Annotated in this window: 23 protein-coding genes; 7 read left to right on the forward strand and 16 right to left on the reverse strand. The window is 60.1% G+C overall.

The features are described from left to right. Positions 1-173: 173 nt before the first annotated feature. The gene (locus U6037_RS03300; RefSeq protein ID WP_322845793.1) at positions 174-557 is read right to left on the reverse strand and encodes a hypothetical protein; all 384 of its coding nucleotides are present in this window, start codon (positions 555-557) and stop codon (positions 174-176) included. 147 nt (positions 558-704) lie between these two features. On the opposite strand from U6037_RS03300, the gene U6037_RS03305 reads away from it, so the two are divergent. Further along, positions 705-902, forward strand: a complete 198-nt coding sequence (locus U6037_RS03305; protein ID WP_150652444.1) for a cation transporter — start codon at positions 705-707, stop codon at positions 900-902. An 89-nt stretch (positions 903-991) separates the two neighbouring features. Beyond that, entirely contained in the window at positions 992-2,194 is a 1,203-nt protein-coding gene (locus U6037_RS03310; RefSeq protein WP_322845794.1) for a multidrug effflux MFS transporter, read from the forward strand. 6 nt (positions 2,195-2,200) lie between these two features. Here the strand turns inward: U6037_RS03310 and U6037_RS03315 are convergent, their stop codons facing one another. The 3 genes from U6037_RS03315 to U6037_RS03325 form a co-directional block, all read right to left on the reverse strand. After that, on the reverse strand, positions 2,201-2,374 hold the full coding sequence (locus U6037_RS03315) for a hypothetical protein (protein WP_007914687.1): 174 nt from the start codon (positions 2,372-2,374) through the stop codon (positions 2,201-2,203). Between the two features lie 160 nt (positions 2,375-2,534). Further along, positions 2,535-3,548 (reverse strand): zinc-binding alcohol dehydrogenase family protein, encoded by a 1,014-nt coding sequence (locus U6037_RS03320; RefSeq protein WP_322845795.1) that lies wholly within the window; start codon positions 3,546-3,548, stop codon positions 2,535-2,537. 32 nt (positions 3,549-3,580) lie between these two features. After that, positions 3,581-3,874 carry a putative quinol monooxygenase gene (locus U6037_RS03325; RefSeq protein ID WP_322845796.1) on the reverse strand — a complete coding sequence of 98 codons (294 nt, stop codon included), beginning with the start codon at positions 3,872-3,874 and terminating at the stop codon, positions 3,581-3,583. A gap of 119 nt (positions 3,875-3,993) precedes the next feature. Here U6037_RS03325 and U6037_RS03330 point away from each other — a divergent pair, with 119 nt between their 5' ends. The 3 genes from U6037_RS03330 (at position 3,994) to U6037_RS03340 (ending at position 7,497) form a co-directional block, all read left to right on the forward strand. Beyond that, positions 3,994-4,923, forward strand: a complete 930-nt coding sequence (locus tag U6037_RS03330) for a LysR family transcriptional regulator (RefSeq protein WP_322845797.1) — start codon at positions 3,994-3,996, stop codon at positions 4,921-4,923. A 317-nt stretch (positions 4,924-5,240) separates the two neighbouring features. After that, the gene (locus tag U6037_RS03335; RefSeq protein WP_322845798.1) at positions 5,241-5,975 is read left to right on the forward strand and encodes a helix-turn-helix transcriptional regulator; all 735 of its coding nucleotides are present in this window, start codon (positions 5,241-5,243) and stop codon (positions 5,973-5,975) included. Positions 5,976-6,114: 139 nt separating this feature from the next. Beyond that, on the forward strand, positions 6,115-7,497 hold the full coding sequence (locus U6037_RS03340) for an MFS transporter (protein ID WP_322845799.1): 1,383 nt from the start codon (positions 6,115-6,117) through the stop codon (positions 7,495-7,497). Positions 7,498-7,617: 120 nt separating this feature from the next. On the opposite strand, the gene U6037_RS03345 is transcribed toward U6037_RS03340, so the two are convergent. From U6037_RS03345 to U6037_RS03355, 3 genes are all read right to left on the reverse strand, one after another. Beyond that, positions 7,618-8,571, reverse strand: a complete 954-nt coding sequence (locus U6037_RS03345; protein ID WP_008082147.1) for an adenosine deaminase — start codon at positions 8,569-8,571, stop codon at positions 7,618-7,620. Between the two features lie 80 nt (positions 8,572-8,651). Next, positions 8,652-9,617 carry a 2-oxoglutarate and iron-dependent oxygenase domain-containing protein gene (locus U6037_RS03350; RefSeq protein ID WP_322845800.1) on the reverse strand — a complete coding sequence of 322 codons (966 nt, stop codon included), beginning with the start codon at positions 9,615-9,617 and terminating at the stop codon, positions 8,652-8,654. A gap of 142 nt (positions 9,618-9,759) precedes the next feature. Further along, a complete protein-coding gene (locus U6037_RS03355; RefSeq protein WP_322845801.1) occupies positions 9,760-10,833 on the reverse strand; it encodes a BMP family ABC transporter substrate-binding protein in 1,074 nt (357 codons plus the stop codon). Between the two features lie 287 nt (positions 10,834-11,120). On the opposite strand from U6037_RS03355, the gene U6037_RS03360 reads away from it, so the two are divergent. Further along, complete coding sequence (locus U6037_RS03360) at positions 11,121-12,212, forward strand: calcium:proton antiporter (RefSeq protein ID WP_322845802.1); 1,092 nt, start codon at positions 11,121-11,123, stop codon at positions 12,210-12,212. A gap of 117 nt (positions 12,213-12,329) precedes the next feature. Here U6037_RS03360 and U6037_RS03365 read toward each other — a convergent pair whose 3' ends face one another. The 3 genes from U6037_RS03365 to U6037_RS03375 form a co-directional block, all read right to left on the reverse strand. Continuing rightward, positions 12,330-13,688, reverse strand: coding sequence for an 8-oxoguanine deaminase (locus U6037_RS03365; protein ID WP_127925724.1), 1,359 nt, complete (start codon positions 13,686-13,688; stop codon positions 12,330-12,332). Positions 13,689-13,940: 252 nt separating this feature from the next. Further along, on the reverse strand, positions 13,941-14,624 hold the full coding sequence (locus U6037_RS03370) for an SDR family oxidoreductase (RefSeq protein WP_416221699.1): 684 nt from the start codon (positions 14,622-14,624) through the stop codon (positions 13,941-13,943). Positions 14,625-14,649: 25 nt separating this feature from the next. Then, a complete protein-coding gene (locus U6037_RS03375; protein ID WP_322845803.1) occupies positions 14,650-15,000 on the reverse strand; it encodes a MerR family transcriptional regulator in 351 nt (116 codons plus the stop codon). A gap of 84 nt (positions 15,001-15,084) precedes the next feature. Here U6037_RS03375 and U6037_RS03380 point away from each other — a divergent pair, with 84 nt between their 5' ends. Then, on the forward strand, positions 15,085-15,519 hold the full coding sequence (locus U6037_RS03380) for a hypothetical protein (protein WP_322847279.1): 435 nt from the start codon (positions 15,085-15,087) through the stop codon (positions 15,517-15,519). A gap of 40 nt (positions 15,520-15,559) precedes the next feature. Here the strand turns inward: U6037_RS03380 and U6037_RS03385 are convergent, their stop codons facing one another. From U6037_RS03385 to U6037_RS03410, 6 genes are all read right to left on the reverse strand, one after another. Further along, the gene (locus tag U6037_RS03385; protein ID WP_322845804.1) at positions 15,560-16,486 is read right to left on the reverse strand and encodes an ABC transporter permease; all 927 of its coding nucleotides are present in this window, start codon (positions 16,484-16,486) and stop codon (positions 15,560-15,562) included. Then, a complete protein-coding gene (locus U6037_RS03390) occupies positions 16,486-17,592 on the reverse strand; it encodes an ABC transporter permease (RefSeq protein WP_322845805.1) in 1,107 nt (368 codons plus the stop codon). Before U6037_RS03390 ends, U6037_RS03385 begins: the two co-directional genes overlap by 1 nt. A 13-nt stretch (positions 17,593-17,605) precedes the next feature. Next, positions 17,606-19,153: an ABC transporter ATP-binding protein gene (locus tag U6037_RS03395; protein WP_322845806.1), complete on the reverse strand. Its 1,548-nt coding sequence runs from the start codon at positions 19,151-19,153 to the stop codon at positions 17,606-17,608. A 643-nt stretch (positions 19,154-19,796) separates the two neighbouring features. Beyond that, positions 19,797-20,378 carry a YigZ family protein gene (locus U6037_RS03400; protein WP_322845807.1) on the reverse strand — a complete coding sequence of 194 codons (582 nt, stop codon included), beginning with the start codon at positions 20,376-20,378 and terminating at the stop codon, positions 19,797-19,799. 7 nt (positions 20,379-20,385) lie between these two features. Then, positions 20,386-21,036 carry a TetR/AcrR family transcriptional regulator gene (locus U6037_RS03405; protein ID WP_122594969.1) on the reverse strand — a complete coding sequence of 217 codons (651 nt, stop codon included), beginning with the start codon at positions 21,034-21,036 and terminating at the stop codon, positions 20,386-20,388. 88 nt (positions 21,037-21,124) lie between these two features. Beyond that, positions 21,125-22,513 carry a nucleobase:cation symporter-2 family protein gene (locus U6037_RS03410; protein ID WP_322845808.1) on the reverse strand — a complete coding sequence of 463 codons (1,389 nt, stop codon included), beginning with the start codon at positions 22,511-22,513 and terminating at the stop codon, positions 21,125-21,127. Positions 22,514-22,533 lie beyond the last annotated feature (20 nt).

Here is a 22,533-nt window from a genome sequence, read left to right on the forward strand (position 1 = left end):
TGCCTACAAGGATCAACCTTGCCATGCGGGCAAGGTCAAGCGCCATTCTTTGACTCGCCGCAAAAACAACTGTGGGAGCGAGCCTGCTCGCGAAAGCGGCGGATCAGTCAACATCATCGTTGAATGACACACCGTATTCGCGAGCAGGCTCGCTCCCACAGGTTTGGATCTGCTTAATAGCCGAGATCGGCGCGCTTCAGATAGACGCCTTCTGAGTTCATCGCCAGTCGGTACTTCAAAACATCACCGGCATGCAATTTGATCTCCTGCGAACCCGGCGCGAGCATCCCCGGGTTGCAACCGGCGACTTGTCCCGGCAGCAACTTCAAGCGTAGCGAAACAGTGCCCGGCGGCAGGTTGAAGGAAATGCTTTGCTCCTGCAGCAACCGCGCCGAGAGCTGATCCTGGATGTACACGCCGATCTCGCAGGAGGTCGACACTTCCAGACGCTCACGGGAAATGATCAGCACCGCATAGTCCTCGCCAGCGGCTTGCAATTGAGGGACGGCGGCAAAGAGGCTGAGAAAGCCAAACAGGCTGAAAGCTGACCAGCGCATGGCTGAATCTCCTGAATCGAGTCATTGATGTACGCAGCTTGGCCGAGCGCGGCGCCGATTGCCAGCCCGGCAGTTTATTGAAGAACTTGACCTTGCCATCGTGGCAAGCTCGAAACTGCCTGCAACCTCACTCAAAGGAGTCATTCCATGCAAGTGTTCAACGTTCAAGGCATGTCCTGCGGCCATTGCGTCAAAGCCATCACCAACGCTCTGCAGGCCAAGGATCCGGCGGCCAGCGTGCGGGTCGATCTGGCGGCGAAAGAGGTGGGCGTCGAGAGCGCGTTGACCAGCGATCAGGTCATCGAGGCGATCAGCGAAGAAGGCTACGCGGTGAAACTCGTCTGAAGTTTTATAGTTAGCGAGCTATCGGAATGTTCAAGGCGTCCGGGCGCGGCTAGACTGTCGGGCTGCCGACTTGCCAACCTGGATGCCTGATGAACTTCCGTACCATTCTGATTCTCGGTGCCTTGACCGCCTTCGGGCCCTTGGCAATCGACTTCTATTTACCTGCCTTTCCCTCGATGGCGCTGGCGTTCGGCACTGACGAGAAACATGTACAGATGACGCTGGCGGCGTATTTCGCCGGATTGTCGATTGGCCAACTGCTTTACGGCCCCGTGGCGGATCGCTTTGGCCGCCGTATTCCGCTGCTCGTGGGGCTCACGCTGTTCACCTTGGCATCGCTGGCCTGCGCCTATGCGCCGAACCTCGAATGGCTGATCGGTGCGCGTTTCGTCCAGGCGTTGGGCGGCTGTGCGGGGATGGTGATTTCCCGGGCGGTGGTCAGCGACAAATGTGACGCGGTCGGCTCGGCGAAGGTTTTCTCGCAATTGATGCTGGTGATGGGCCTGGCGCCGATTCTGGCGCCGATGCTCGGTGGTCTGCTGGTCAACACCACCGGCTGGCAGTCGATCTTCCTCGTGCTGACCGGGTTCAGCGCGCTGGCCGGTTTGGCCGTGGCGCTGGGTCTGCCGGAAAGTATGCCGGCGCACATGCCGCGCCAGCCGTTGTCCGGCGCCCTGCGCCAGTACGGACGCTTGCTCAAGGATCGGGTTTACCTCGGTCATGCTCTGACCGGCGGCATCGCCATCGCCGGGATGTTCGCCTACATCGCTGGCTCACCGTTTATCTTCATCAAGCTGTATGGCGTGCCGGCCGAGCATTTCGGCTGGCTGTTCGGCACCAACGCGGCGGGGTTCATTCTGGTCGCGCAGGTCAATGCGCGGTTGTTGGCCAAACGCGGTCCGGCATTCTTGCTGTCGCGGGCGGTGTGGGTTTATTTCGCTGCCGGGCTGACGCTGCTCGCGGTCAGCGCGATGCATACCGAATCCCTGTGGCCGCTGCTGATCCCACTGTTCATCTGCGTATCGAGCCTGGGTTGCATCAGCCCCAACGCAGCAGCCTGCGCCATGAACGGGCAGGGCGCGCGCGCCGGCAGTGCCTCGGCGCTGCTCGGTTGCATGCAGTTCAGCGTCGCCGCCGCAGCTTCGGCGCTGGTCGGGGTCTTGCACGACGGCAGCGCCGTGCCGATGGCAATCGTCATCAGCCTGTGCGGTTTACTTGTGGTGTGCGTGGCGCTGCTCACCCGCCGTGTGCAGAATGCCCGGGCACTGGCGCAAGCCCAGGCCGAGGCATAAACAGCCTCAGCCGGCAGCGCGCTGCTGGCTGCGGTCGGGAATCTGATGGGGTGCGCAAAGTCGCGCTTCGAGGGTGCGGGTGAAGGCCAGTGCTTCGGCTTCACTGCGGAATGTCACGGCGTGCTGGTCCAGACGAACCTGCCATTGAGACTTTGCCACTTCTTTTATCAGGATCTTCATTGCTGACCTCCCTTGCGTAAAAGATGTATCGCAGAGGCTTCGATTGTAGACCTGAATACGATCGCAATTGTGACAACGGTCAAGCATCGGACTGACGGCAAAAAACAGCCCAGCCCCGCCGACCGCTCTAGGTCCGGCGAAGGCTGCGCTGTGCGGTTTTTTAGAAACCTTCTAAAACAATTTTGCCCTTGGCTTTGCCACTTTCCAGCAGTTCGTGCGCCCGGCGCAGGTTCGCCGCATTGATCGTGCCGAAATGCTCGCCCACCGTGGTCTTCAACGTCCCGGCATCAATCAGCTCGGCAACGCGGTTGAGCAGTTTGTGCTGCTCGATCATGTCCGGCGTCTCGAACAGCGAGCGGGTGTACATGAACTCCCAGTGCAGCGACAGGCTCTTGCGCTTGAGTTTGCTCACGTCCAGCGACTTCGGATCGTCGATCAGTGCCAGTTTGCCTTGCGGCGCCAGCGCTTCGACCAGCTGATCCAGATGCTGGTCGGTCTGGGTCAGACTGGCAACGTGAGTCACGCTGTCGATCCCGGCGCGCTTGAGTTCTTCGCTCAGCGGCTGGCTGTGATCGATGACCAGATCAGCGCCCAGTTCTTTCACCCAATCGCGGGTCTGCTCGCGGGAAGCGGTGCCGATCACTTTCAGACCGGTCAACTGTTTGGCCAACTGAGTAAGAATCGAACCCACCCCACCGGCCGCACCAACGATCAGCAAGCTCTGGTCTTCAGCGGTTTTGCCTTCGCGGATTTGCAGGCGTTCGAACAGCAATTCCCAAGCGGTGATTGCAGTCAGTGGCAGCGCGGCGGCTTCGGCAAAGCCTAAGGATTTCGGCATGTGGCCGACGATGCGCTCATCGACCACGTGCAGCTCACTGTTGCCGCCGGCACGAGCGATGGAGCCGGCGTAGAAGACTTTGTCGCCAGCCTTGAACAATGTCACTTCGCTGCCGACTGCCTTGACCACGCCAGCAACGTCCCAACCCAGCACTTTCGCAGCGCCGTTTTCCGGCGCCACGTTCTGCCGTACTTTGGTATCGACCGGATTCACCGAAATCGCTTTGACTTCCACCAGCAGGTCGCGCGGGCCGGCGACCGGTTCAGGCAGTTCGATGTCTTGCAGGGATTTGGCGTCGCTGATCGGCAGGGAAGCGTAATAGGCGATGGCTTTCATGAGTGGCTCCGTACAGGTAATAGAAGAGGGAATCAGGCAATCGCGCCGAGGCGCTTGAGCTGGAAGTGTTCGATGGTGTCGCCGGCGCTGGCCTGGAAGTGCTGAAAGTGCGCGCTGTTGTTGTGCGCCTCAAGAATCGCTTCGCTGGCCCAGTGTTCGATCACATGAAAAACCTGCGGATCGGCAAGGTCGCGGTGCAAGTCGTATTGGCTGCAACCGTCTTCGGCGCGGCTCGGCTCAACCAGTGCACGCAGGCCCTGTTCGAGACGATCCTGCTGGCCGGGTTTGGCGATCAGAGTAGCGATGGCGGTGAAGGGCTGGGACATGCTCGGCTCCAGAGGCGCGGGATGAATTCGATGGAGAGATGATTGGCTATTTCTCTGCGAGATAAAACCGGCTAAAAGAGCAGTCTCTTTCAATATTTTTTTGATAATCGAGGCTGAGCATGCTGCGTTTTGACGACTTGCAGTTGTTTGTCCGGGCGGCTGATCTGGGTAGTCTGTCGGCGGCCGCGCGGGTGATGGACATGTCTGCAGCCGTCGCCAGTGCGGCGTTGAAGCGGATCGAACAGCAGCTCGGAGCACGCTTGCTCGCTCGCTCGACCCGCAGCCTGCGCCTGACCGCCGAGGGCGAAGGCTTTCTCGAATACGCGCGGGCGGCGCTGAGCAATCTTGATGAAGGTCGGCGTTTGCTCGCCAGCGGCCAGGATCAGGTCAGCGGGGTCTTGCAGTTGTCGGCGCCCTCGGACTTCGGCCGTAACCTGTTGCTGCCGTGGCTCGACGAGTTCCAGCGCGAGCACCCGAAGCTGACCGTGCGATTGCTGCTCGGCGACCGCATCGCCGACCTGTTCCGCCAGCCGGTGGACATCGCCTTGCGCTATGGTGAGCCGGAAGACTCGAGCCTGGTTGCCTTGCCCATTGCCCCGCACAACCGTCGGGTGCTGTGCGCCTCCCCGGCGTATCTGGCCCGGCACGGCGAACCGCGCCAGCTCGAACAACTGACCCAGCACAACTGCCTGCTGTACATGCTCGGTAGCCGGGTGCATGACCATTGGAGTTTTCACGACGGTAAACGTGAAGTCGGGCTGACCGTCAGTGGTGACCGTTTCAGCGACGACGCCGACGTCGTGCGTCTATGGGCAGTGGCCGGAGCCGGGATTGCCTACAAATCGTGGCTGGACGTCGGCGCCGATGTACTCGCGGGGAGGCTCAAAGTGCTGCTGCCAGAGCTGCTCTGTGAGCGCGCACCGCTGAATCTGTTGTGCGCCCATCGCGCCCAATTGAGTAAGCCGGTGAACCTTCTGAGGGAAATGCTCGCCAGCCGATGCGCTGATTTGAGTAGTCAATTTCCCGTTTTTCTCAAAGATGATCATTAGTCGCAGGTAAATAGAGAAATTTCTGTCAGGAACAATCACCACCTGTGCAGGCCCCGGCGCGGGACGCGGGAGCTAACCCGCTTATACTAGCGCCCGCCTCACGCCAGCACCGACACCCCGGCCCGGAGACCTTCGCACCGCGTCGCCAGTCTTCAAGTGACGGTCGCGCAACTGCTGCGGCTTCTGTGCCGGAGCAGGCTGCGTCAGTAGCTTGCCTCGCCCCGGTTCATGGCGATTTTCGCGTCTTGGCCGATGAATCATTAGCGGCCAAGATGTCTCCGAGCAGTAGACGATACGATTCAACAGGGAGTGAACACATGGAACATGCACCTTGCATCAGCCAGATCGCCACGTTGCTGGCCGACCCCAAGCGCAGCGCGATGATGTGGGCGTTGATGGATGGCTCGGCCCGGCAAACCGAGGAGCTTGCGCTACTGACAGGGCTGTCGCCATCGTCGGCCAGCGCGCATCTGGCGCGGCTATCCACGGGTGGTCTGTTGAAGGTCGAAGTCCGTGGTCGCAAACGGTTTTTCCGTCTCTCGGCGCCGGAAGTCGGTGCTGCGATAGAAGCACTGGCCAGCGCCACCATCGCCAGTGCTCCACGGGACATTCCCGAGGTGTTCAAGCGCACCACCCCCATGGCCAAGCCGCAAACTGCACCGTCCTCGTTGCTGCGCGCGCGTTTTTGCGATGACCACCTGGGCGGTACGCTGGCCGCCGATCTATACCAGCGGCTGCTCGATGCCGGCTGGATCGAACAACTTGAGCAACGCGTCGTGGTGACTCTCAAGGGGGCGAAATTGCTGGCCGGCCGTGGCGTGTTCATCCAGGCGCTGGCGCATCGCAATGTGCAAGTGGCGTGCGCTTGTCCGGACTGGAGCGAGCGTCGCCCGCACATGGGTGGCTCACTCGGCGCGGCGTTGTTGCAGTTGTTCATGCAGTCCGGCTGGCTGACGCTGCCCAACGACTCTCGGGCCTTGCAATTGACGGCTACCGGCCAACGGGAGCTGCATCGCTTCGCCAAGGAAACCGAGCTGGAAATGGCGTTGTAGAGCGCCGCGCATTCGACGCCTGAGAAGCACCGGTGTTTCTGGCGTCGTCCACGACTGCGAACAGGTCGCATCCAGCACGAACGCCGAAACGCTATCGCGCACACTCGATCCGGGGACATTTCGGATGGGGGAAAGCGGCATGGACATACACGGCTACAGCGCGGCAGAACGCTTGGAAAGATTGCCGATCAGCGGTTATCACCGGATCATTTTCATCATCATCGCTCTGGCGTTTTTCTTTGACTCCATGGACCTGGCGATGATGACGTTCCTGCTCGGCTCGATCAAAGCCGAGTTCGGCCTGAGCAGCGCGCAAGCGGGGCTGCTCGCCAGTTCGAGCTTCTTCGGCATGGTGCTGGGAGCGTCGCTGTCCGGCATGCTCGCCGATCGTTTCGGGCGCAAACCGGTGTTTCAGTGGAGCATCGTGCTGTGGGGCGTGGCCAGTTATCTGTGTTCTACGGCGCAAACCGTCGAGACGCTGACGCTGTTTCGCATCCTGTTGGGGATTGGCATGGGCATGGAATTTCCGATTGCCCAGTCGATGCTGTCCGAGCTGATTCCGGCGCAACGCCGTGGCCGTTACATCGCGTTGATGGATGGTTTCTGGCCGCTGGGTTTCGTGGCGGCCGGCGTGCTGTCGTACTTCCTGCTGCCGCTGATTGGCTGGCGCGACATCTTTCTGGTGTTGGCCGTGCCGGCAGTGTTTGTGCTGGCGATCCGCTTTTTCATTCCCGAGTCACCGCGCTGGCTGGAGCAGGCCGGCAGGCATGAGGCGGCGGACAAGGTGTTGAATGGCATCGAGGCGCGGGTGCGTTCGTCGCTCGGCGATGCCGCGTTGCCGGAACCGATTCGATTGCCGCGTACCGTGACGCCGCCGGGCAACTTCTTCGCGGCGCTCAAGCAGATCTGGTCGCCGCAATATCGCCAGCGCACGACGATGATCTGGAGCCTGTGGTTTTTTGCCCTGCTTGGCTTTTATGGATTGACGTCGTGGCTCAGTGCATTGCTGCAACAGTCGGGTTTTGCCGTGACGCAGTCGGTGTATTACACGGTGCTGATTTCCTTGGGCGGCATTCCCGGATTTCTCATGGCAGCGTGGCTGGTCGAGCGCTGGGGGCGCAAACCGGTGTGCATCGTCACGTTGCTCGGCGGTGGGGTGATGGCATTTCTCTATGGGCAGAGCGCGGTGTTCGGCGGCAACGTGGCGCTGCTGATCGGCACCGGATTGTTGATGCAGTTTTTCCTGTTCGGCATGTGGGCGGTGCTCTACACCTATACGCCGGAGTTATATCCGACGTCGGCACGGGCAACCGGTTCGGGCTTTGCCTCGGCCATTGGCCGCGTGGGTTCGTTGCTCGGGCCGTTGGTGACCGGGCTGGTGTTCCCGATAACCGGGCAGGGTGGGGTGTTCGCGCTGGGCGCGGCGTGCTTTGCGATTGCGGCGGGGGTGGTGTGGCTGTTCGGGATGGAGACGCGGGGTAAAACCCTTGAAGAGCTGACTGAAACCCAAATCCCAGGCTGAACACAAATCCAATTGTAGGAGTGAGCCTGCTCGCGATAGCGGTCTGTCAGTTAACACATCGGTGTCTGACACTCCGCCATCGCGAGCAGGCGAAGGCCTACAAGGGGTTTGCGCTGTTGCTTACGGTTTTACCAGCCGCGCATCCAGGCTGTTCTGCGCCAAACGCTTGGCCTGATCCTGGGTCATGCCCAAATGTTCATGCAGCGCGTAGAAGTTCTCGGTCACGTAACCACCGAAGTACGCCGGGTCATCGGAATTCACCGTGACCTTCACGCCACGCTCAAGCATGTCGAGAATGTTGTGCTGGGACATGTGATCGAACACGCAAAGCTTGGTGTTCGACAATGGGCACACGGTCAGCGGGATCTGCTCGTCGATGATCCGCTGCATCAAACGCTCGTCTTCGATGGCGCGCACGCCATGGTCGATACGCTGGATTTTCAGCAGGTCGATGGCTTCCCAGATGTACTCCGGCGGGCCTTCTTCGCCAGCGTGAGCAACGGTCAGGAAGCCTTCGTGACGGGCACGATCGAACACGCGCTGGAACTTGCTCGGCGGGTGACCCATCTCGGAGCTGTCCAGACCGACAGCGACAAACGCGTCACGGAACGGCAGCGCCTGATCGAGGGTTTTCTCGGCTTCTTCTTCGCTGAGGTGGCGCAGGAAGCTGAGAATCAAACCGCTGGTGATGCCCAGTTGCTGCTCGCCATCCTTCAGTGCAGCGGCGATGCCGTTGAGCACCACTTCGAACGGGATGCCACGGTCGGTGTGGGTCTGCGGGTCGAAAAACGGTTCGGTGTGAATCACGTTCTGCGCTTTGCAACGCAACAGGTAGGCCCAGGTCAGGTCGTAGAAATCCTGCGAGGTGCGCAATACGTCGGCGCCCTGGTAATACAGGTCGAGGAACTCCTGCAGATTGTTGAAGGCGTACGCCTTGCGCAGGGTTTCCACGTCGTTCCACGGCAGGGCGATCTTGTTGCGCTCGGCCAGGGCGAACAGCAGCTCGGGCTCCAGCGAGCCTTCCAGATGCAGGTGCAGTTCGGCCTTGGGCAAGGCGTTGAGCCAGTCGTACATATTCTTTTCTCATCAGGTGCAATGACGGCATTCTACAGATGCTCGCCGAAACAATTGGCAAAACCTGACCAAGCGATCCATCAAACCGCTTCTTGCTCACGGCGATAAGCGTAAGTGTCGGCGAAGCGCGACAGCAAGAATTCGGCGCAGGTGGTCGTCGGATATTTCGCCGGATGCTCTGCGTCCTGACAACCAGGCAGGCATTCGATGCGCGTGTCCGGGTGCGGCTCGGCGAAGAACGGCATCGAATAGCGATCCACCCCGAGCGGGCTGATCACCCGGTGCGGGGTCGAGCGATAACGGTCGTTACTCCAGCGCGCCATCATGTCACCGAGGTTGACCACGAAGGTGCCGTCGATCGGTGGCGCGTCGATCCATTCGCCCTTGACGTTCTTCACTTGCAGGCCGCCGGCGCTGTCCTGATAGAGCAGGGTGATGCAGCCGTAATCAGTGTGCGCGCCGGCACCTTGCTGCTCGGCGGAGCTGGCGGTGTGGCGCGGTGGGTAATGGATCATGCGCAGCACGCTGACCGGATCAACGAAGCGGCTGTCGAAGAAATCGCGTTCGATGTCGAGGGCGACAGTCATTGCCCGCAACAGGGTTTGCGCGAGGGCCTGCATATCGAGGTAATGCTGCTCCATCAGGGTTTCCCAACCCGCTTGCGCTGGATGGCGGTTGGGGCCGCGCAGCGGTTTTTCGGCAAGCACGTCCGGGTGGTTGGCGGGCAGGTGCAGGCCCATGTCGAAGGTTTCTTTCAGATCGCTGGGTTTGCTTGGGTCGAGTTGTTCTGTAGCGATGGCGCCGTAGCCACGATGGTGGCGGGTCTGGGTAATGTCGATCTTGAGTTTTTCTGCTGTGGGCAGGGCAAAAAAACGCTGAGTCTGATCGAGCACCGCGTCGATGCGCTGCGCGGAAATCGGATGACCCTTGATGTAGAAGAAACCCCATTCGCGGCAGGCGTGGTCGATTTGTTCAGCCACGGCAGGCCAGGCGTTTTCGTCGTCGCTATAGAGCGGGCTGATGTCGATGATCGGAAGCTGATCCATACACAATCCTTGAGAGCGCTGAAGATCAAATGTAGGAGTGAGCCTGCTCGCGATAGCGGTGTATCAGGCGACACTTTTGCTGAATGACCCACCGCTATCGCGAGCAGGCTCACTCCTACAAGGGACGGTGGTATGACTGGCGTTACTTCGGCATCTCAGCCTTCATGCCTTCCACGTAATAGTTCATCGACGCCAGTTCCGCAGTGGTCGCGCTTACGCCTGCGGGGATTTTTTCGACCCCGGCCTGATCCTTGATCGGCCCGGTAAACGGTTGCAGCGCGCCACTCTTGATATCGGCAATGATCTGCTCGGCCTCGGCTTTCACCGGCGCTGGCACCAGGTCGCTGATCGGCAGTTCAACCGTGCCTTCCTTCAACCCGCCCCAGTAATCCTGGGATTTCCACGTGTGGTCGATCACGCTTTGCGTCGCCTGAATGTAGTGTGGCGCCCAATCGTTGACGATCGAAGTCAGCACGGCTTTCGGCCCGAAGTGCGCCATGTCCGAGGCGTAACCCACCGCGTACACACCACGACGTTCGGCAGCTTGGATCGGCGCCGGGCTGTCGGTGTGCTGGAACACCACGTCGACGCCCTGATCGATCAGCGCGTTGGCGGCATCGGCTTCCTTGCCCGGGTCGAACCACGAGTTGACCCACACAACCTTGATCTCGGTGCCGGGGTTGTACTTGTTCAGCGCCAGTTGAATCGCGTTGATGTCGCGGATCACTTCGGGGATCGGGAACGAAGCGACGTAGCCGATTTTTTTGCTCTTGGTCATCTTCGCCGCAAGGAAGCCACCGACGTAACGTCCCTCGTAGGTGCGCGCCAGATAGGTGCCGAGGTTCTTGTCCTGTTTGTAGCCGGTGGCGTGTTCGAAGGTCACCTTGGGAAATTGCTTGGCGACCTTCAGTGTCGGGTTCATGTAGCCGAAGGAGGTGGTGAAAATCAGGTCGTAGTTGTCCTTGGCCATGTTGCGGATGACCCGCTCGGCGTCGGCGCCTTCGGCAACGTTTTCGACGTAGTTGGTGGTGATCTGAGTGCCGAATTTCTCGGCAAGAGCCTTGCGCCCCTGCTCATGCTGATACGTCCAGCCGTGGTCGCCAATCGGACCGATGTAGACGAAACCGACCTTGAGCGGATCGGCAGCGCTGGCGCTCAGGCTGATCCCCAGACCGAGGGCGGCGCACAGCAGTTTGTGCAGCGGACGTATTTGCATGAATTGGAGCTCCGTTTTGTTGTGTGTGGTCAGGGCCAATGCAAATTGCTGACCAACAGGACAACAAACAATTCGAAATCGCGTAACGGCCATCGCGAGCAGGCTCACTCCTACAGGGGAATGCGGTCAACTGTAGGAGTGAGCCTGCTCGCGATAGCGCCCTCAAGGCCAATAAAAGTGCAACTGCCAAAAGCACTGCCATCGCTTGGTGCGCTAAGGTGTAACGAAACGTTAGCGCCGCCCCGCAGTCAGTAGCTCATTCGCTCTCTTCGGCAAAAAGGCCCGCCATGCTCTCGATCCTCAAGCAAGAAAGCTTTCTGCTATTGGCCGTCATCGCCGCGTGCGTCGCCTATCCGCTGGAACACTGGTTGCTGCACAGCGGCCAGATCGTCGCGCTGATCGGCGGCCTGGTGCTGATCGCGTTCATCGTCGCCGCCTCAATGCGTGTCGCTCATCAGGCCGAATTGCTTGCGGAAAAAGTCGGCGACCCCTACGGCACGATGATCCTCACCCTCGCCGCCGTGCTGGTGGAAGTGGTGATCCTCGCGATCATGATGAGCAACGAAGCCTCGGCCACGTTGGTGCGCGACACGATCTATTCGGCAGTGATGCTCGATATCAACGGCATCCTCGGCCTCGCCGCGCTGATGGGCGGGATCAAGCACGGTGAGCAGTCTTACAACGACGATTCGGCGCGCAGCTACAGCGTGATGATTCTCACCGCCATGGGCGTATCGATGGTGGTGCCGGAGTTTATTCCCGAGGCCAACTGGAAGATTTATTCGGCGTTCACCATCGGTGCGATGGTGGTGCTGTATGCGTTGTTTCTGCGCATGCAGGTCGGCCCGCACAGTTACTTTTTCAGCTACAGCTACCCGGACAAACGCCGCAAGAAAGAACCGATCGAGGAAGAACCAAAACCGGTCAGCCTGGCGTTGTCGATCGGCATTCTGGTGTTTGGCGTGGTGGTGATTGGCGCACTCGCCGAAGTGATGTCGAAGACCCTCGATCTGGGCCTGGAAGGCACGGGCGCACCGCCGGTGATCACCGCGATTCTGGTGGCGGCGATTTCTGCTGCGCCGGAGATTTTGACGGCGTTGCGTGCGGCGCTGGCCAACCGTATGCAGTCGGTGGTGAACATTGCGATGGGCGCGTCACTGTCGACGGTGATTCTGACGGTGCCGGTGATGGAAGCGATGGCGCTGTACACCGGCCAGCCGTTTCAGATGGCGATGACGCCGGTGCAGACGGTGATGATTTTCCTGACGTTGATTGTTAGTGCGATCAACCTCAATGACGGCGAAACCAATGCCATCGAAGGCATGACCCACTTTGTGCTGTTTGCGACGTTCATCATGCTGTCCTTGCTCGGTCTCTAAGCCCAACCAAATCCCCTGTAGGAGCTGCCGAAGGCTGCGATCTGTTGATCTTGCTTCTAGAAAAACAGATCAAAAGATCGCAGCCTTCGGCAGCTCCTACAGGAGTATGTCGTTGGATCAGGTACCGGCGATCAGCTGGCGCGCCGCTTGGCTGTGATCGGCGATCAGGCCTTTCAGGTCCAGTCCTTCAACCTGGCCATCGACCACGCGCCACTTGCCAGCAATCATCACCCGATCCGCACGGTCCGCGCCGCACAACAGCAGCGCCGAAATCGGATCATGGCTGCCGGAGAAGCGCAGCTCATCGAGCTTGAACAGCGCCAGATCCGCCTGTTTGCCCACGGCAATCTCACCAATGTCGGTCCGCCCCAAAAGGCTCGCCGAACCCTTGGTCGCCCAGCCCAGCACGCGTTCCGGCGTAATCTTCTCGGCGCCGTAGCGCAGGCGCTGGATGTACAGCGCCTGACGCGCTTCCAGAATCATGTTCGAGGCATCGTTGGACGCCGAACCATCCACGCCCAGACCAAACAGCGCGCCCGCGTCAGTCAGATCGATACTCGGGCAGATCCCGGAGGCCAGACGCATGTTCGAGCTCGGGCAATGGCAGATACCGGTGCCGGCCTGACCGAGGCGGGCGATTTCGTCCGGGTTGAAATGGATGCCGTGGGCCAGCCAGGTGCGCGGGCCGAGCCAGCCGACGCTGTCGAGATAATCGACGGTGCGCAGGCCGAAACGCTGCAGGCAGAAATCTTCTTCGTCGAGGGTTTCGGCGAGATGCGTGTGCAGGCGCACGTCGAGCTTGTTCGCCAGTTCGGCGCTGGCCGACATGATTTCCGGGGTTACCGAAAACGGCGAGCACGGCGCCAGCGCGATCTGGATCTGCGCGCCATCGCCACGCTCGTGGTACTCGTGAATCAGGCGCTGACTGTCGTCGAGAATCACCTGACCTTCCTGCACGGTCTGCTGCGGCGGCAGGCCGCCGTCCTTCTCGCCGAGGCTCATCGAACCCCGAGTGAGCATGGCGCGCATGCCCAGTTCGCGGACGCTTTCGACTTGCACGTCGATGGCATTTTCCAGACCGTCCGGGAACAGGTAGTGATGGTCGGCCGCGGTGGTGCAGCCCGACAGCAGCAATTCAGCTAACGCTACTTTGGTGGCGAGCGCGAGCTTCTCAGGCGTCAGGCGCGCCCACACCGGGTAAAGGGTTTTCAGCCACGGGAACAACGGCTGATTGACCACCGGCGCCCAGGCGCGAGTCAGGGTTTGATAGAAGTGATGGTGGGTGTTGATCAGGCCCGGCAGGATCACATGTTCACGGGCATCGAACACTTCATTGCACGGTGCCGACGGCTGTTGGCCGGCGGCGAGGACTTCGACGATGACACCGTCTTGCACGACAAGACCGCCACGGGCATCGAGCTCGTTGGAAGTGAAAATGGCGAGGGGGTTTTTTAACCAGGTACGGGTCGCGGGCATGTTGCCGGCTCCTCTGAAAATTGGGTTCAGGGTTGCCAGCTCAGTGATGCCCTGTCTGCTGATCCAGGGTCGCCGCGGGGACGAGGTGCGCAGTTTCAAACAAATTGTTGCAGCGGGCAAGCCCAACCCGACAGGACAACATCACCAAAATACACAACCCCTGTAGGAGCTGCCGAAGGCTGCGATCTTTTGATTTTGTTTTAAAGATCAAAAGATCGCAGCCTTCGGCAGCTCCTACAGGGGGATCATCAATTACCAGGGAATCGTTTCACCCTTGTAGTTGATGAAGTGATGCCCGCCCTTGCCGGTGTACGCATTCACCTGATCAATCAATCCACGGGTGCTGGTTTCGACATCCAGATCCGCGCCTTCGCCGCCCATATCGGTCTTCACCCAACCCGGATGCAGTGACAACACCGTCATCTTCTGCTCGCCCAATTGCGTGACAAAACTGTTGGTCATCGAATTCAGCGCAGCCTTGCTCGCCTTGTACAGCGCCAGCTCCGGCGCGTCCGGCACGGTCACGCTACCCAGTCCGGAACTCATGAACGCCAGCACACCGCTGCCGTCACGAATCTGCCCGGCAAAACGCTGAGCCAGATTGATCGGCGCCACCGCGTTGGTGAAAAACAACTGACCGACTTCAGCCAGTGTCGCGCCGCCCGGGGTTTGATCGGCCGGGCCTTTGACCCCGGCGTTGACGAACAGCAGGTCGAAGGTGTCGCCCTTGAGCTGTTGGCTCAGAGCAATGACCGCTTGCTGGTCGTCCATGTCGAGCTTCTCGATCCGCACCTTGCCTAATGCTTGGAGCGCATCGGCATTGGCAGGATTGCGCACGGTGGCGGTGACTTGCCAGCCGTCGGCCAACAGGGTTTTCACCAGACCGAGGCCCAGGCCCCGGGAGGCGCCGATGATCAGTGCGTTTTTTCCAGACATGATGGGCTTCCTTGATGAATGAGGTTCATGGATTCAATGGACAGGCCTGACCGAGCCGAAGTTGCAGCTCTTGCCGCAGTACGTCGAGTTCGCGCATGCGGGTTTCGATCAGTTGCAGTTTGTCGCGCAGCAACTGCGCCACGGCGCTGTCCGGATCGGGCGCGTTCCACAACGCAGCAACGCTGTCACCGATCTCGCCGAGGGTAAATCCCAGGCGTTGCGCGGTTTTGATATAGAGCACCAGTTGCACCATCTCCGGCGGATAGTCGCGATAACCGTTGGCACTGCGTTGCGCCGCGATCAACCCGCGCTGCTCGTAGAAACGCAGGGTGTCACGGCTGACGGCGCTGGCCTGGGCTAATTCACCGATGCGCATGCGGGCTCTCAAAAAGGGCTATTGACCCTGGAGCATACTCCAGGCTTTACCGTGGTTGCTCCCTGAATTTCTGGAGCATGGATGATGTGGACTTCAACGCAGTATCGCCACGTGGTGCGCGGCAGCGCCTGGTATGACCTGATCGTCACGGCAGCGTTTGCCACGCCGTGGAGTTTTGCCTTTGTGCACGGGTTGTTGAGCGCACTGAATTTGCCAGGTGAGCTGCCGGCGTTTCAACCTGTGCATCTGTTGATGGCGAATCTGTTGGGTTCGGTGGTGTGCGTCTGGGCGGTGCTGCGGATTCGTGATCCGCAGGCGCTTTATGGATGGTATGACGCGGTGGCGCGGTTTCTGTTTGCGGCTTGGCAGGCGTATGCCTTGCTTCACGGTGCCAGTTCGATTCTGATTGTTTTCCTGGTCTTCGAACTGGCGTGGGGCATTGCTCAAGTATTGCCTGTTGAAAAGCCATCGCGAGCAGGCTCACTCCTACAAGGGAGTTGTGAACCCGATCCAATGTAGGAGTGAGCCTGCTCGCGATAGGGCCAACAAGGTCACTGCATCAATGCCCCGCCTGCCAAGGCTGCCCAAGCGACACCGGCGCATACAGCCGCGTGCGCAGCGCATCGCGCGACAACAGCACCAGCACCACAATCGTCGCCACATACGGCAGCATCGCCAGCAAACTCGATGGGATCGCCAGCCCCAATCCCTGCGCCACCAAATGCAGGATGCTGGCGAGGCCAAACAGATACGCCCCAAGCAACAACCGCCACACCCGCCAACTGGCAAACACCACCAGCGCCAGCGCGATCCAGCCACGCCCGGCGGTCATGTTTTCCGCCCACATCGGCGTGTACGCCAGCGACAAATAAGCTCCCGCCAACCCGGCCATCGCCCCGCCAAACAGCACCGCCGAGGTACGCACGGTCAACACTGGCAAGCCCATCGCACTGGCCGCATCCGGGTTCTCACCGACTGCCTGAATGATCAGCCCGACACGACTTTTGATGATCACCCACGCCACCAGCGCAAACAGCGCAAACGACAGGTACACCAGCAAATCCTGAGCAAACAGCATCCGCCCGATCAGCGGAATCTCACTCAGATAAGGAATCGCCAGCGGCTCAAAACCCTCCAACGGTTTGCCCACCCAAGCCGCGCCGACAAAGGTCGACAGCCCGACGCCAAAAATCGTCAGCGCCAACCCGGTCGCCACCTGATTGGCGTTGAACACCAGCGCCACCAAGGCAAACAGCGACGACAGCAACATCCCGGCCAGCATCGCCAGCAGCACGCCCAACCACAGGTTGCCGCTGTTCAGCGCGACGATAAAACCGATCACCGCGCCAAACAGCATCATCCCTTCCTGACCGAGGTTGAGCACGCCGCTCTTCTCGCAGATCAGTTCACCCAGCGCCACCAGCAACAGCGGCGTGCCGCAACGCACCATGGCGTAGAAAATATTGCTCAACAGGTCGATATCCATCACAGCGCTCCGGCGGTTACGGCAGTGGTCGAAGTACGCTTCACCCAGCGCAGGTTCAGGCGTGGCCGATAGAGGATCAGCACGTCACAGGCGAGCAGGAAAAACAGCATCATTCCCTGAAACAACTGGGTGATCGCTTGCGGCAGGTTCATCGTCATTTGCGCGCTCTCGCCACCGATGTACAGCAGCGCCATCAACAGACTCGAAAACAGAATCCCGATCGGATTCAGACGCCCAAGAAACGCCACGGTAATCGCCGCATAGCCATACCCCGGTGACACCTGCGGCACCAATTGGCCGATCGGCCCGGTCACTTCGCAGACACCCGCCAGCCCCGCCAATCCGCCACTGATCAACAGCGCCAGCCAGATCAAACGCTTCTCGCGAAAGCCGACAAACCCCGCCGCACGTTTGTCCAGGCCAAGCACTTTGATCTGGAAACCGACAAAGCTTTTCTGCAACAACACCCACACCGCGACCAATGCGAGCAGGGCGAAATACACCCCGGCATGCACGCGGCCATCCTCCATCAGCAGCGGCAAACGACTGGCGTCGCCGAACATCGCCGACTCGGGAAAGTTGAAACCGGCGGGATCCTTCAACGGCCCGTGCACGCAGAACAGCAACAGGTTCAGGGCGATGTAATTGAGCATGATGCTGGTGAGGATTTCGTTGGCGTTGAAGCGCGTGCGCAACCACGCGGTGAGCCCGGCCCACGCCGCGCCGGCGAGGGTGCCGGTGAGCAGAATCAACACCAGTGCCCAACGGTTTTGCATGCCGATGATGTTCACCGCCAAGGCACTGCCGGCGAGTGCGCCGAGGAGCAATTGACCTTCGGCGCCGATGTTCCAGATCCGCGCCTGATACGCCACCGCCAGACCCAAAGCGCAAAGCAGAATCGGCAACGCTTTGACCAGCAATTCGGAGACGCCATACATATCGCTGACCGGTGAAATCAGCAGCGTGTGCAAGGTTTGCAGCGGGTCATGACCGAGGGCGATGAACAGCAGCGAGCCGCAGCCAAGTGTCAGCGCCGCTGCCAGTAAAGGCGAGCACCACAGCATCAATCGCGATTGCTGGCCACGGGGTTCGAGGGAAAGCAGCATGTGTATAACTCCGTTAAACCGTAGCGGCTGAAAGCGCGTGGTCGAACTGACCGGCCATCCAGCCGCCGACGTCGCTGAGTTGCGTATCGGTGGTGTTCTGTAATGCCGACAGGCGCCCATCACACAAGGCGCCGAGGCGATCGCTGATCTGAAACAGTTCGTCGAGGTCTTCGGAGATCACCAGAATCGCCGCGCCGGCATCGCGCAACGCGATCAATGCACGGTGGATGGTCGCGGCGGCGCCGACGTCGACGCCCCAGGTCGGGTGCGCGGCGATCAGCAGTTTCGGTTGCTGGAGGATTTCCCGGCCGAGGATGAATTTCTGCAGGTTGCCGCCGGACAGGCTGCGCGCGGCGGTTTGCGCGTCCGGAGTTTTTACGCCGAAACGCTGAATGATTTGTTGGGCGAGGGCTTCGACCTTGCCGCGTTCGATCAAACCATGGCTGACCAGGCCTTGCTGGAACGCGGTGAGCAGGGCGTTATCGGCGAGACTCAATTCCGGCACCGCGCCGTGGCCGAGACGCTCTGCCGGCACGAACGCCAGGCCGAGTTTGCGGCGCGCATCCGGGCGCAAATCGGCGACGTGTTGCTCAGCGAATCGAATGGTCGCGGCTTCCGCCCCAGGCAAGGTTTGTTCGCCGCTGAGCAGGGCCAGCAACTCATCCTGACCATTACCGGCAACGCCGGCGATGCCGACGATTTCGCCACTACGTACCTGTAGATTGATGTCCGCCAGCGAGCAACCAAATGGATCCGGGTTGTGCCAACTCAAGCCCTTCACCTGCAAAAACGCCGCGCCACCGCTGACCTTCGGATAGTCGCCAATCAACGCCGCCGCTTCGCCAACCATCAACTGCGCCAACTGCTGATCCGAGCATTCGGCCGGCACGCAATGCCCGGCCACGCGCCCGCCGCGCAAAACTGTCGCGCTGTGACACAGCGCCCGTACTTCACCGAGCTTATGGCTGATGAACAGAATGCTGCAGCCTTCGGCGGCGAGACGGCGCAGGGTGATAAACAATTCATCGGCCTCTTGCGGCGTCAGCACCGACGTCGGTTCGTCGAGAATCAGCAGACGAATGTCCTGCATCAGGCAACGAATGATTTCCACGCGCTGCCGCTCGCCGATCGACAGACTGTGGACAAGTCGCTCCGGCTCCAGCGCCATGCCATAACGACGCGACACTTCACGAATCTTCGGCTCCAGTTGTTTCGGTGTCCCGGCCGCAGCGCCCATCGCCAGCGCAATGTTCTGTGCGACGCTGAGGGTTTCGAACAGCGAGAAATGCTGGAACACCATGCCGATGCCCAACTGCCGTGCCTGTGCCGGGTTGCGGATGTTGACGCGTTGGCCTTGCCAGAGCATTTCCCCGTCGTCGGCCTGGGTGACGCCGTAGATGATTTTCATCAAGGTACTTTTGCCCGCCCCGTTTTCACCGAGCAGGGCATGAATTTCCCCCGGCGCGATGCTCAGGTCGATGGCGTCGTTGGCCAGGCAACCGGGGTAGCGTTTACTGATGTGGCGCAGTTGCAGGCGCGGGAGGGGTGGAGCGATTGGCATGACAGGCTCGACTGGCTTGGAGTTGTGCCTGTGGATAAAGCAATTTCCTGGCCATTGAGTCAGGAACGCGAGCGGGCTGCGGGTGAGGGCGCTCGGCGCAGAGCATTGCGGTGAAAATCGGCGGGATTCGCAGCACCATTTCAGCGCAAAGCCGTTGATCGGGCTCCAGTTTTGCCCGTTGGCAACTGATCAAAAAACGAGCAAACCCGTGGGGGCTAGGCAGAACCTGCGACTGCGGCGGTCATGAACGGGTTATCCACAGGTTGCTCCACAGTTATTGTGTGCAAGCTGCAAACCCGGGCATAAGCACTGCGGTGCTTTCTTCTAATGGTGATAAACCGTGCTAACTGATTGTTTCTGTTTGAAAAATTCGTTTCGTCGGGTGAATTGAACGAAAAGTGAACAAACCGCGCAAAGCCACGTGACAGAAGGGTTACAGCGGGATGTACTCAGGTTATCCACAGTCGGGTGCACAGCAGATGTGGGCAAGTCTGTGGAATAAGAAATTTCGGGGGCGCCCCAAAAGATCGCAGCCTTCGGCAGCTCCTACACGAAAACGCTGATACCGGTATCACCAACGAAATTCATGACAAACCCGGATCCCCGTAGGAGCTGCGGAACGCTGCGATCTTTTGATCTTGCTTCACCGCTGCAACAAAATCCGCCCACGGCTCAAATCCGCTAGCTGGGTTTGCAAGACATCGATTTGCGCCTCACCCACCGCTAACTTCAACTCGACCCCGTTCGCCGTGAAGTTTTCCTCCACTACCAATCCACCCAGATCGGCAACGCGCAACTTCACCAACGCCAACTCGGCAAACCCGCAAGCGCAACTCAACGGTACCCGGCTGATCAACTCAACCTTCGCTGCCGTCTGCAAACACTTGTTCGCGCCCCCGCCATACGCCCGGGCCAAACCGCCGGTGCCGAGTTGAATGCCGCCGTACCAACGAATCACCAGCACTGCGACCTGATCACAATCCTGCGCTTCAATCGCCGCCAGAATCGGTCGCCCCGCAGTACCGCCCGGTTCACCATCGTCATTGCTGCGATATTGATCGCCGAGTTTCCACGCCCAGCAATTGTGCGAGGCGTTCAAATCGCTGTGCTGTTCAAAGAACGCCTGCGCATCGGCAGGGCTGCCGATCGGCGTGGCGAAAGTGATAAAGCGGCTTTTGCGAATCTCTTCGCGGTACTCGCAAAAACCGCTGAGGGTGAAAGGCATAAACGTCTTATACAGAAGGAGTGAGGCCGCAGCCTTTGAGAATGATGCGAATCAGGTTGTTGCCGGCGTCTTCCATGTCCTGCTTGGTCAACTTGCTGCGACCGCTGACGCGGCAGATCTGCGTGGCGAAGTCAGCATAATGCTGGGTGCTGCCCCACAACAGGAAGATCAGGTGCACCGGATCGACCGGGTCCATTTTGCCCGCATCGATCCATGCCTGAAACACCGCCGCACGGCCGGTGAACCAGGCGCGGTAATCCTGATTGAAATATTCGCTCAGGCATTCGCCGCCGCTGATCACTTCCATCGCAAAGATTCGCGAGGCTTGCGGCTGGCGCCGGGAGAATTCCATCTTGGCGCGGATGTAGCGGGTCAGCGCTTCGGCCGGATCGTCCTCGGCGGTGAGCGTATTGAAGGTGCTGTCCCACAACTCGATGATGTTGCTCAACACCGCCACGTACAAACCGAGTTTGTTGGTGAAGTAGTAATGCAGGTTCGCCTTGGGCAACCCGGCATTCTGGGCGATGGTGTTCATGCTGGTGCCTTTGTACCCGTGACGGGCGAACTCGTCTTCGGCGGCTTTGAGGATGGTCTCTTCGTTCTTCTGACGAATGCGGCTGGCGGGTTTGCCGCCATGGGCTGGGACTTCAAAGGTCATAGGCACTTCCGGGTTTGTCTGTGGGTGCAACCAGTTGCGTTGATAGCGCACCCACAGGCATCCGACAAGTGTTTGAGCGATAAAACCGTTACGCCTGTTCGATCTTGTTCAGCGGCGGGTGCACTTCAGCGACCTCGGTTTTCGACTCCGGCAGCAGCAGACAAAGGATGATCGCGGTCAGGCCGCCGCTGGTGATCGCCGAGTCGAACAGGTTCTGCACCAGTTTCGGCAGCAGGTGCAGCAGGTTCGGTTGCGCAGCAATACCCAGGCCGACGCCGAACGAAGTGGCGATGATCAACATGCTGCGGCGATCCAGCGGTGACTGCGCGAGGATGCGCACGCCGGCAGCGGCCACCGCGCCGAACATCACCAGGGTCGCGCCGCCGAGCACCGGTTTCGGAATCTGTTGCAGCACCGCGCCGATCATCGGGAACATACCGAGACAAAACAGGATCGCGCCAATGTACAAACCGACATAGCGGCTGGCGACGCCGGTCAACTGGATCACGCCGTTGTTCTGCGCGAACGTGGTGTTGGGGAAAGCGCTGAAGGTCGCGGCGATCATGCAGCTCACACCATCACCGAGCACGCCACCGCGCAGGCGGCTTATATAAGAAGGACCGCTGATCGGTTGACGCGCGAGCATGCAGTTGGCGGTGAGGTCGCCGACGGTTTCGATGGTGCTGATCAGATAAATCAGCGCGACCGGCAGGAAAGCCGTCCAGTCGAAGCTGAAGCCAAACTTGAACGGCGTAGGAAAACTCACCAGTGGCAAGTCAGGCAATGGCTGCGGCACCAGTTTCCCACTGAACCACGCGGCCAGGCTGCCGAGCAGCAAACCGATGATGATGGCCGACAAACGCACCCAAGGCGTGTTCGAGCGGTTGAGCAGAATGATCGTCAGCAACACGAAAACGCCCAGTGCCAGATTGCCCGGCGCGCCGAAGTCCGGCGCATTGAAACCTCCGCCCAGATCAGTGATGCCGACCTTGATCAGGCTGATGCCGATCAGGGTGATAACGATCCCGGTCACCAGCGGCGTGACTACGCGGCGCAATTGACCAATGAAACGGCTGAGGACGATCTGCACGATCGCGCCGAAAAAGCACACGCCGAAGATCATCGCCAGAATGTCTTCCGGGCTGCCGCCGCGTTGCTTGACCAGAAAACCAGCCGACAGCACCGCACCGAGAAAGGCGAAACTGGTGCCCTGCAGGCAGATCATCCCCGCGCCAATGCCGAACGGTCGCCGCGCCTGAATGAAGGTGCCAACACCTGAGACCATCAACGCCATGCTGATCAGGTACGGCAGATACGCGGTCAGCCCGAGCGCCGAGCCGATCACCAGCGGCGGGGTGATGATGCCGACGAAACTGGCGAGCACGTGTTGCAGCGCCGCTAGAGTTGCGGCGAGTGGTTTGGGGCGGTCGTTGAGGCCGTAGATCAGGTCGCTGGACGGTGCGGAATCTGGCTGCATGGCTTAAGGCTTCTTATCAA

This window comes from Pseudomonas sp. B33.4 (assembly GCF_034555375.1).
Classification (GTDB): domain Bacteria; phylum Pseudomonadota; class Gammaproteobacteria; order Pseudomonadales; family Pseudomonadaceae; genus Aquipseudomonas.

Bases quoted from the DNA above. Each gene is read 5' to 3' on its own strand.
- U6037_RS03300 (WP_322845793.1), bottom strand. From the start codon at position 557: ATGCGCTGGTCAGCTTTCAGCCTGTTTGGCTTTCTCAGCCTCTTTGCC.
- U6037_RS03305 (WP_150652444.1), top strand. From the start codon at position 705: ATGCAAGTGTTCAACGTTCAAGGCATGTCCTGCGGCCATTGCGTCAAA.
- U6037_RS03310 (WP_322845794.1), top strand. From the start codon at position 992: ATGAACTTCCGTACCATTCTGATTCTCGGTGCCTTGACCGCCTTCGGG.
- U6037_RS03315 (WP_007914687.1), bottom strand. From the start codon at position 2,374: ATGAAGATCCTGATAAAAGAAGTGGCAAAGTCTCAATGGCAGGTTCGT.
- U6037_RS03320 (WP_322845795.1), bottom strand. From the start codon at position 3,548: ATGAAAGCCATCGCCTATTACGCTTCCCTGCCGATCAGCGACGCCAAA.
- U6037_RS03325 (WP_322845796.1), bottom strand. From the start codon at position 3,874: ATGTCCCAGCCCTTCACCGCCATCGCTACTCTGATCGCCAAACCCGGC.
- U6037_RS03330 (WP_322845797.1), top strand. From the start codon at position 3,994: ATGCTGCGTTTTGACGACTTGCAGTTGTTTGTCCGGGCGGCTGATCTG.
- U6037_RS03335 (WP_322845798.1), top strand. From the start codon at position 5,241: ATGGAACATGCACCTTGCATCAGCCAGATCGCCACGTTGCTGGCCGAC.
- U6037_RS03340 (WP_322845799.1), top strand. From the start codon at position 6,115: ATGGACATACACGGCTACAGCGCGGCAGAACGCTTGGAAAGATTGCCG.
- U6037_RS03345 (WP_008082147.1), bottom strand. From the start codon at position 8,571: ATGTACGACTGGCTCAACGCCTTGCCCAAGGCCGAACTGCACCTGCAT.
- U6037_RS03350 (WP_322845800.1), bottom strand. From the start codon at position 9,617: ATGGATCAGCTTCCGATCATCGACATCAGCCCGCTCTATAGCGACGAC.
- U6037_RS03355 (WP_322845801.1), bottom strand. From the start codon at position 10,833: ATGCAAATACGTCCGCTGCACAAACTGCTGTGCGCCGCCCTCGGTCTG.
- U6037_RS03360 (WP_322845802.1), top strand. From the start codon at position 11,121: ATGCTCTCGATCCTCAAGCAAGAAAGCTTTCTGCTATTGGCCGTCATC.
- U6037_RS03365 (WP_127925724.1), bottom strand. From the start codon at position 13,688: ATGCCCGCGACCCGTACCTGGTTAAAAAACCCCCTCGCCATTTTCACT.
- U6037_RS03370 (WP_416221699.1), bottom strand. From the start codon at position 14,624: ATGTCTGGAAAAAACGCACTGATCATCGGCGCCTCCCGGGGCCTGGGC.
- U6037_RS03375 (WP_322845803.1), bottom strand. From the start codon at position 15,000: ATGCGCATCGGTGAATTAGCCCAGGCCAGCGCCGTCAGCCGTGACACC.
- U6037_RS03380 (WP_322847279.1), top strand. From the start codon at position 15,085: ATGTGGACTTCAACGCAGTATCGCCACGTGGTGCGCGGCAGCGCCTGG.
- U6037_RS03385 (WP_322845804.1), bottom strand. From the start codon at position 16,486: ATGGATATCGACCTGTTGAGCAATATTTTCTACGCCATGGTGCGTTGC.
- U6037_RS03390 (WP_322845805.1), bottom strand. From the start codon at position 17,592: ATGCTGCTTTCCCTCGAACCCCGTGGCCAGCAATCGCGATTGATGCTG.
- U6037_RS03395 (WP_322845806.1), bottom strand. From the start codon at position 19,153: ATGCCAATCGCTCCACCCCTCCCGCGCCTGCAACTGCGCCACATCAGT.
- U6037_RS03400 (WP_322845807.1), bottom strand. From the start codon at position 20,378: ATGCCTTTCACCCTCAGCGGTTTTTGCGAGTACCGCGAAGAGATTCGC.
- U6037_RS03405 (WP_122594969.1), bottom strand. From the start codon at position 21,036: ATGACCTTTGAAGTCCCAGCCCATGGCGGCAAACCCGCCAGCCGCATT.
- U6037_RS03410 (WP_322845808.1), bottom strand. From the start codon at position 22,513: ATGCAGCCAGATTCCGCACCGTCCAGCGACCTGATCTACGGCCTCAAC.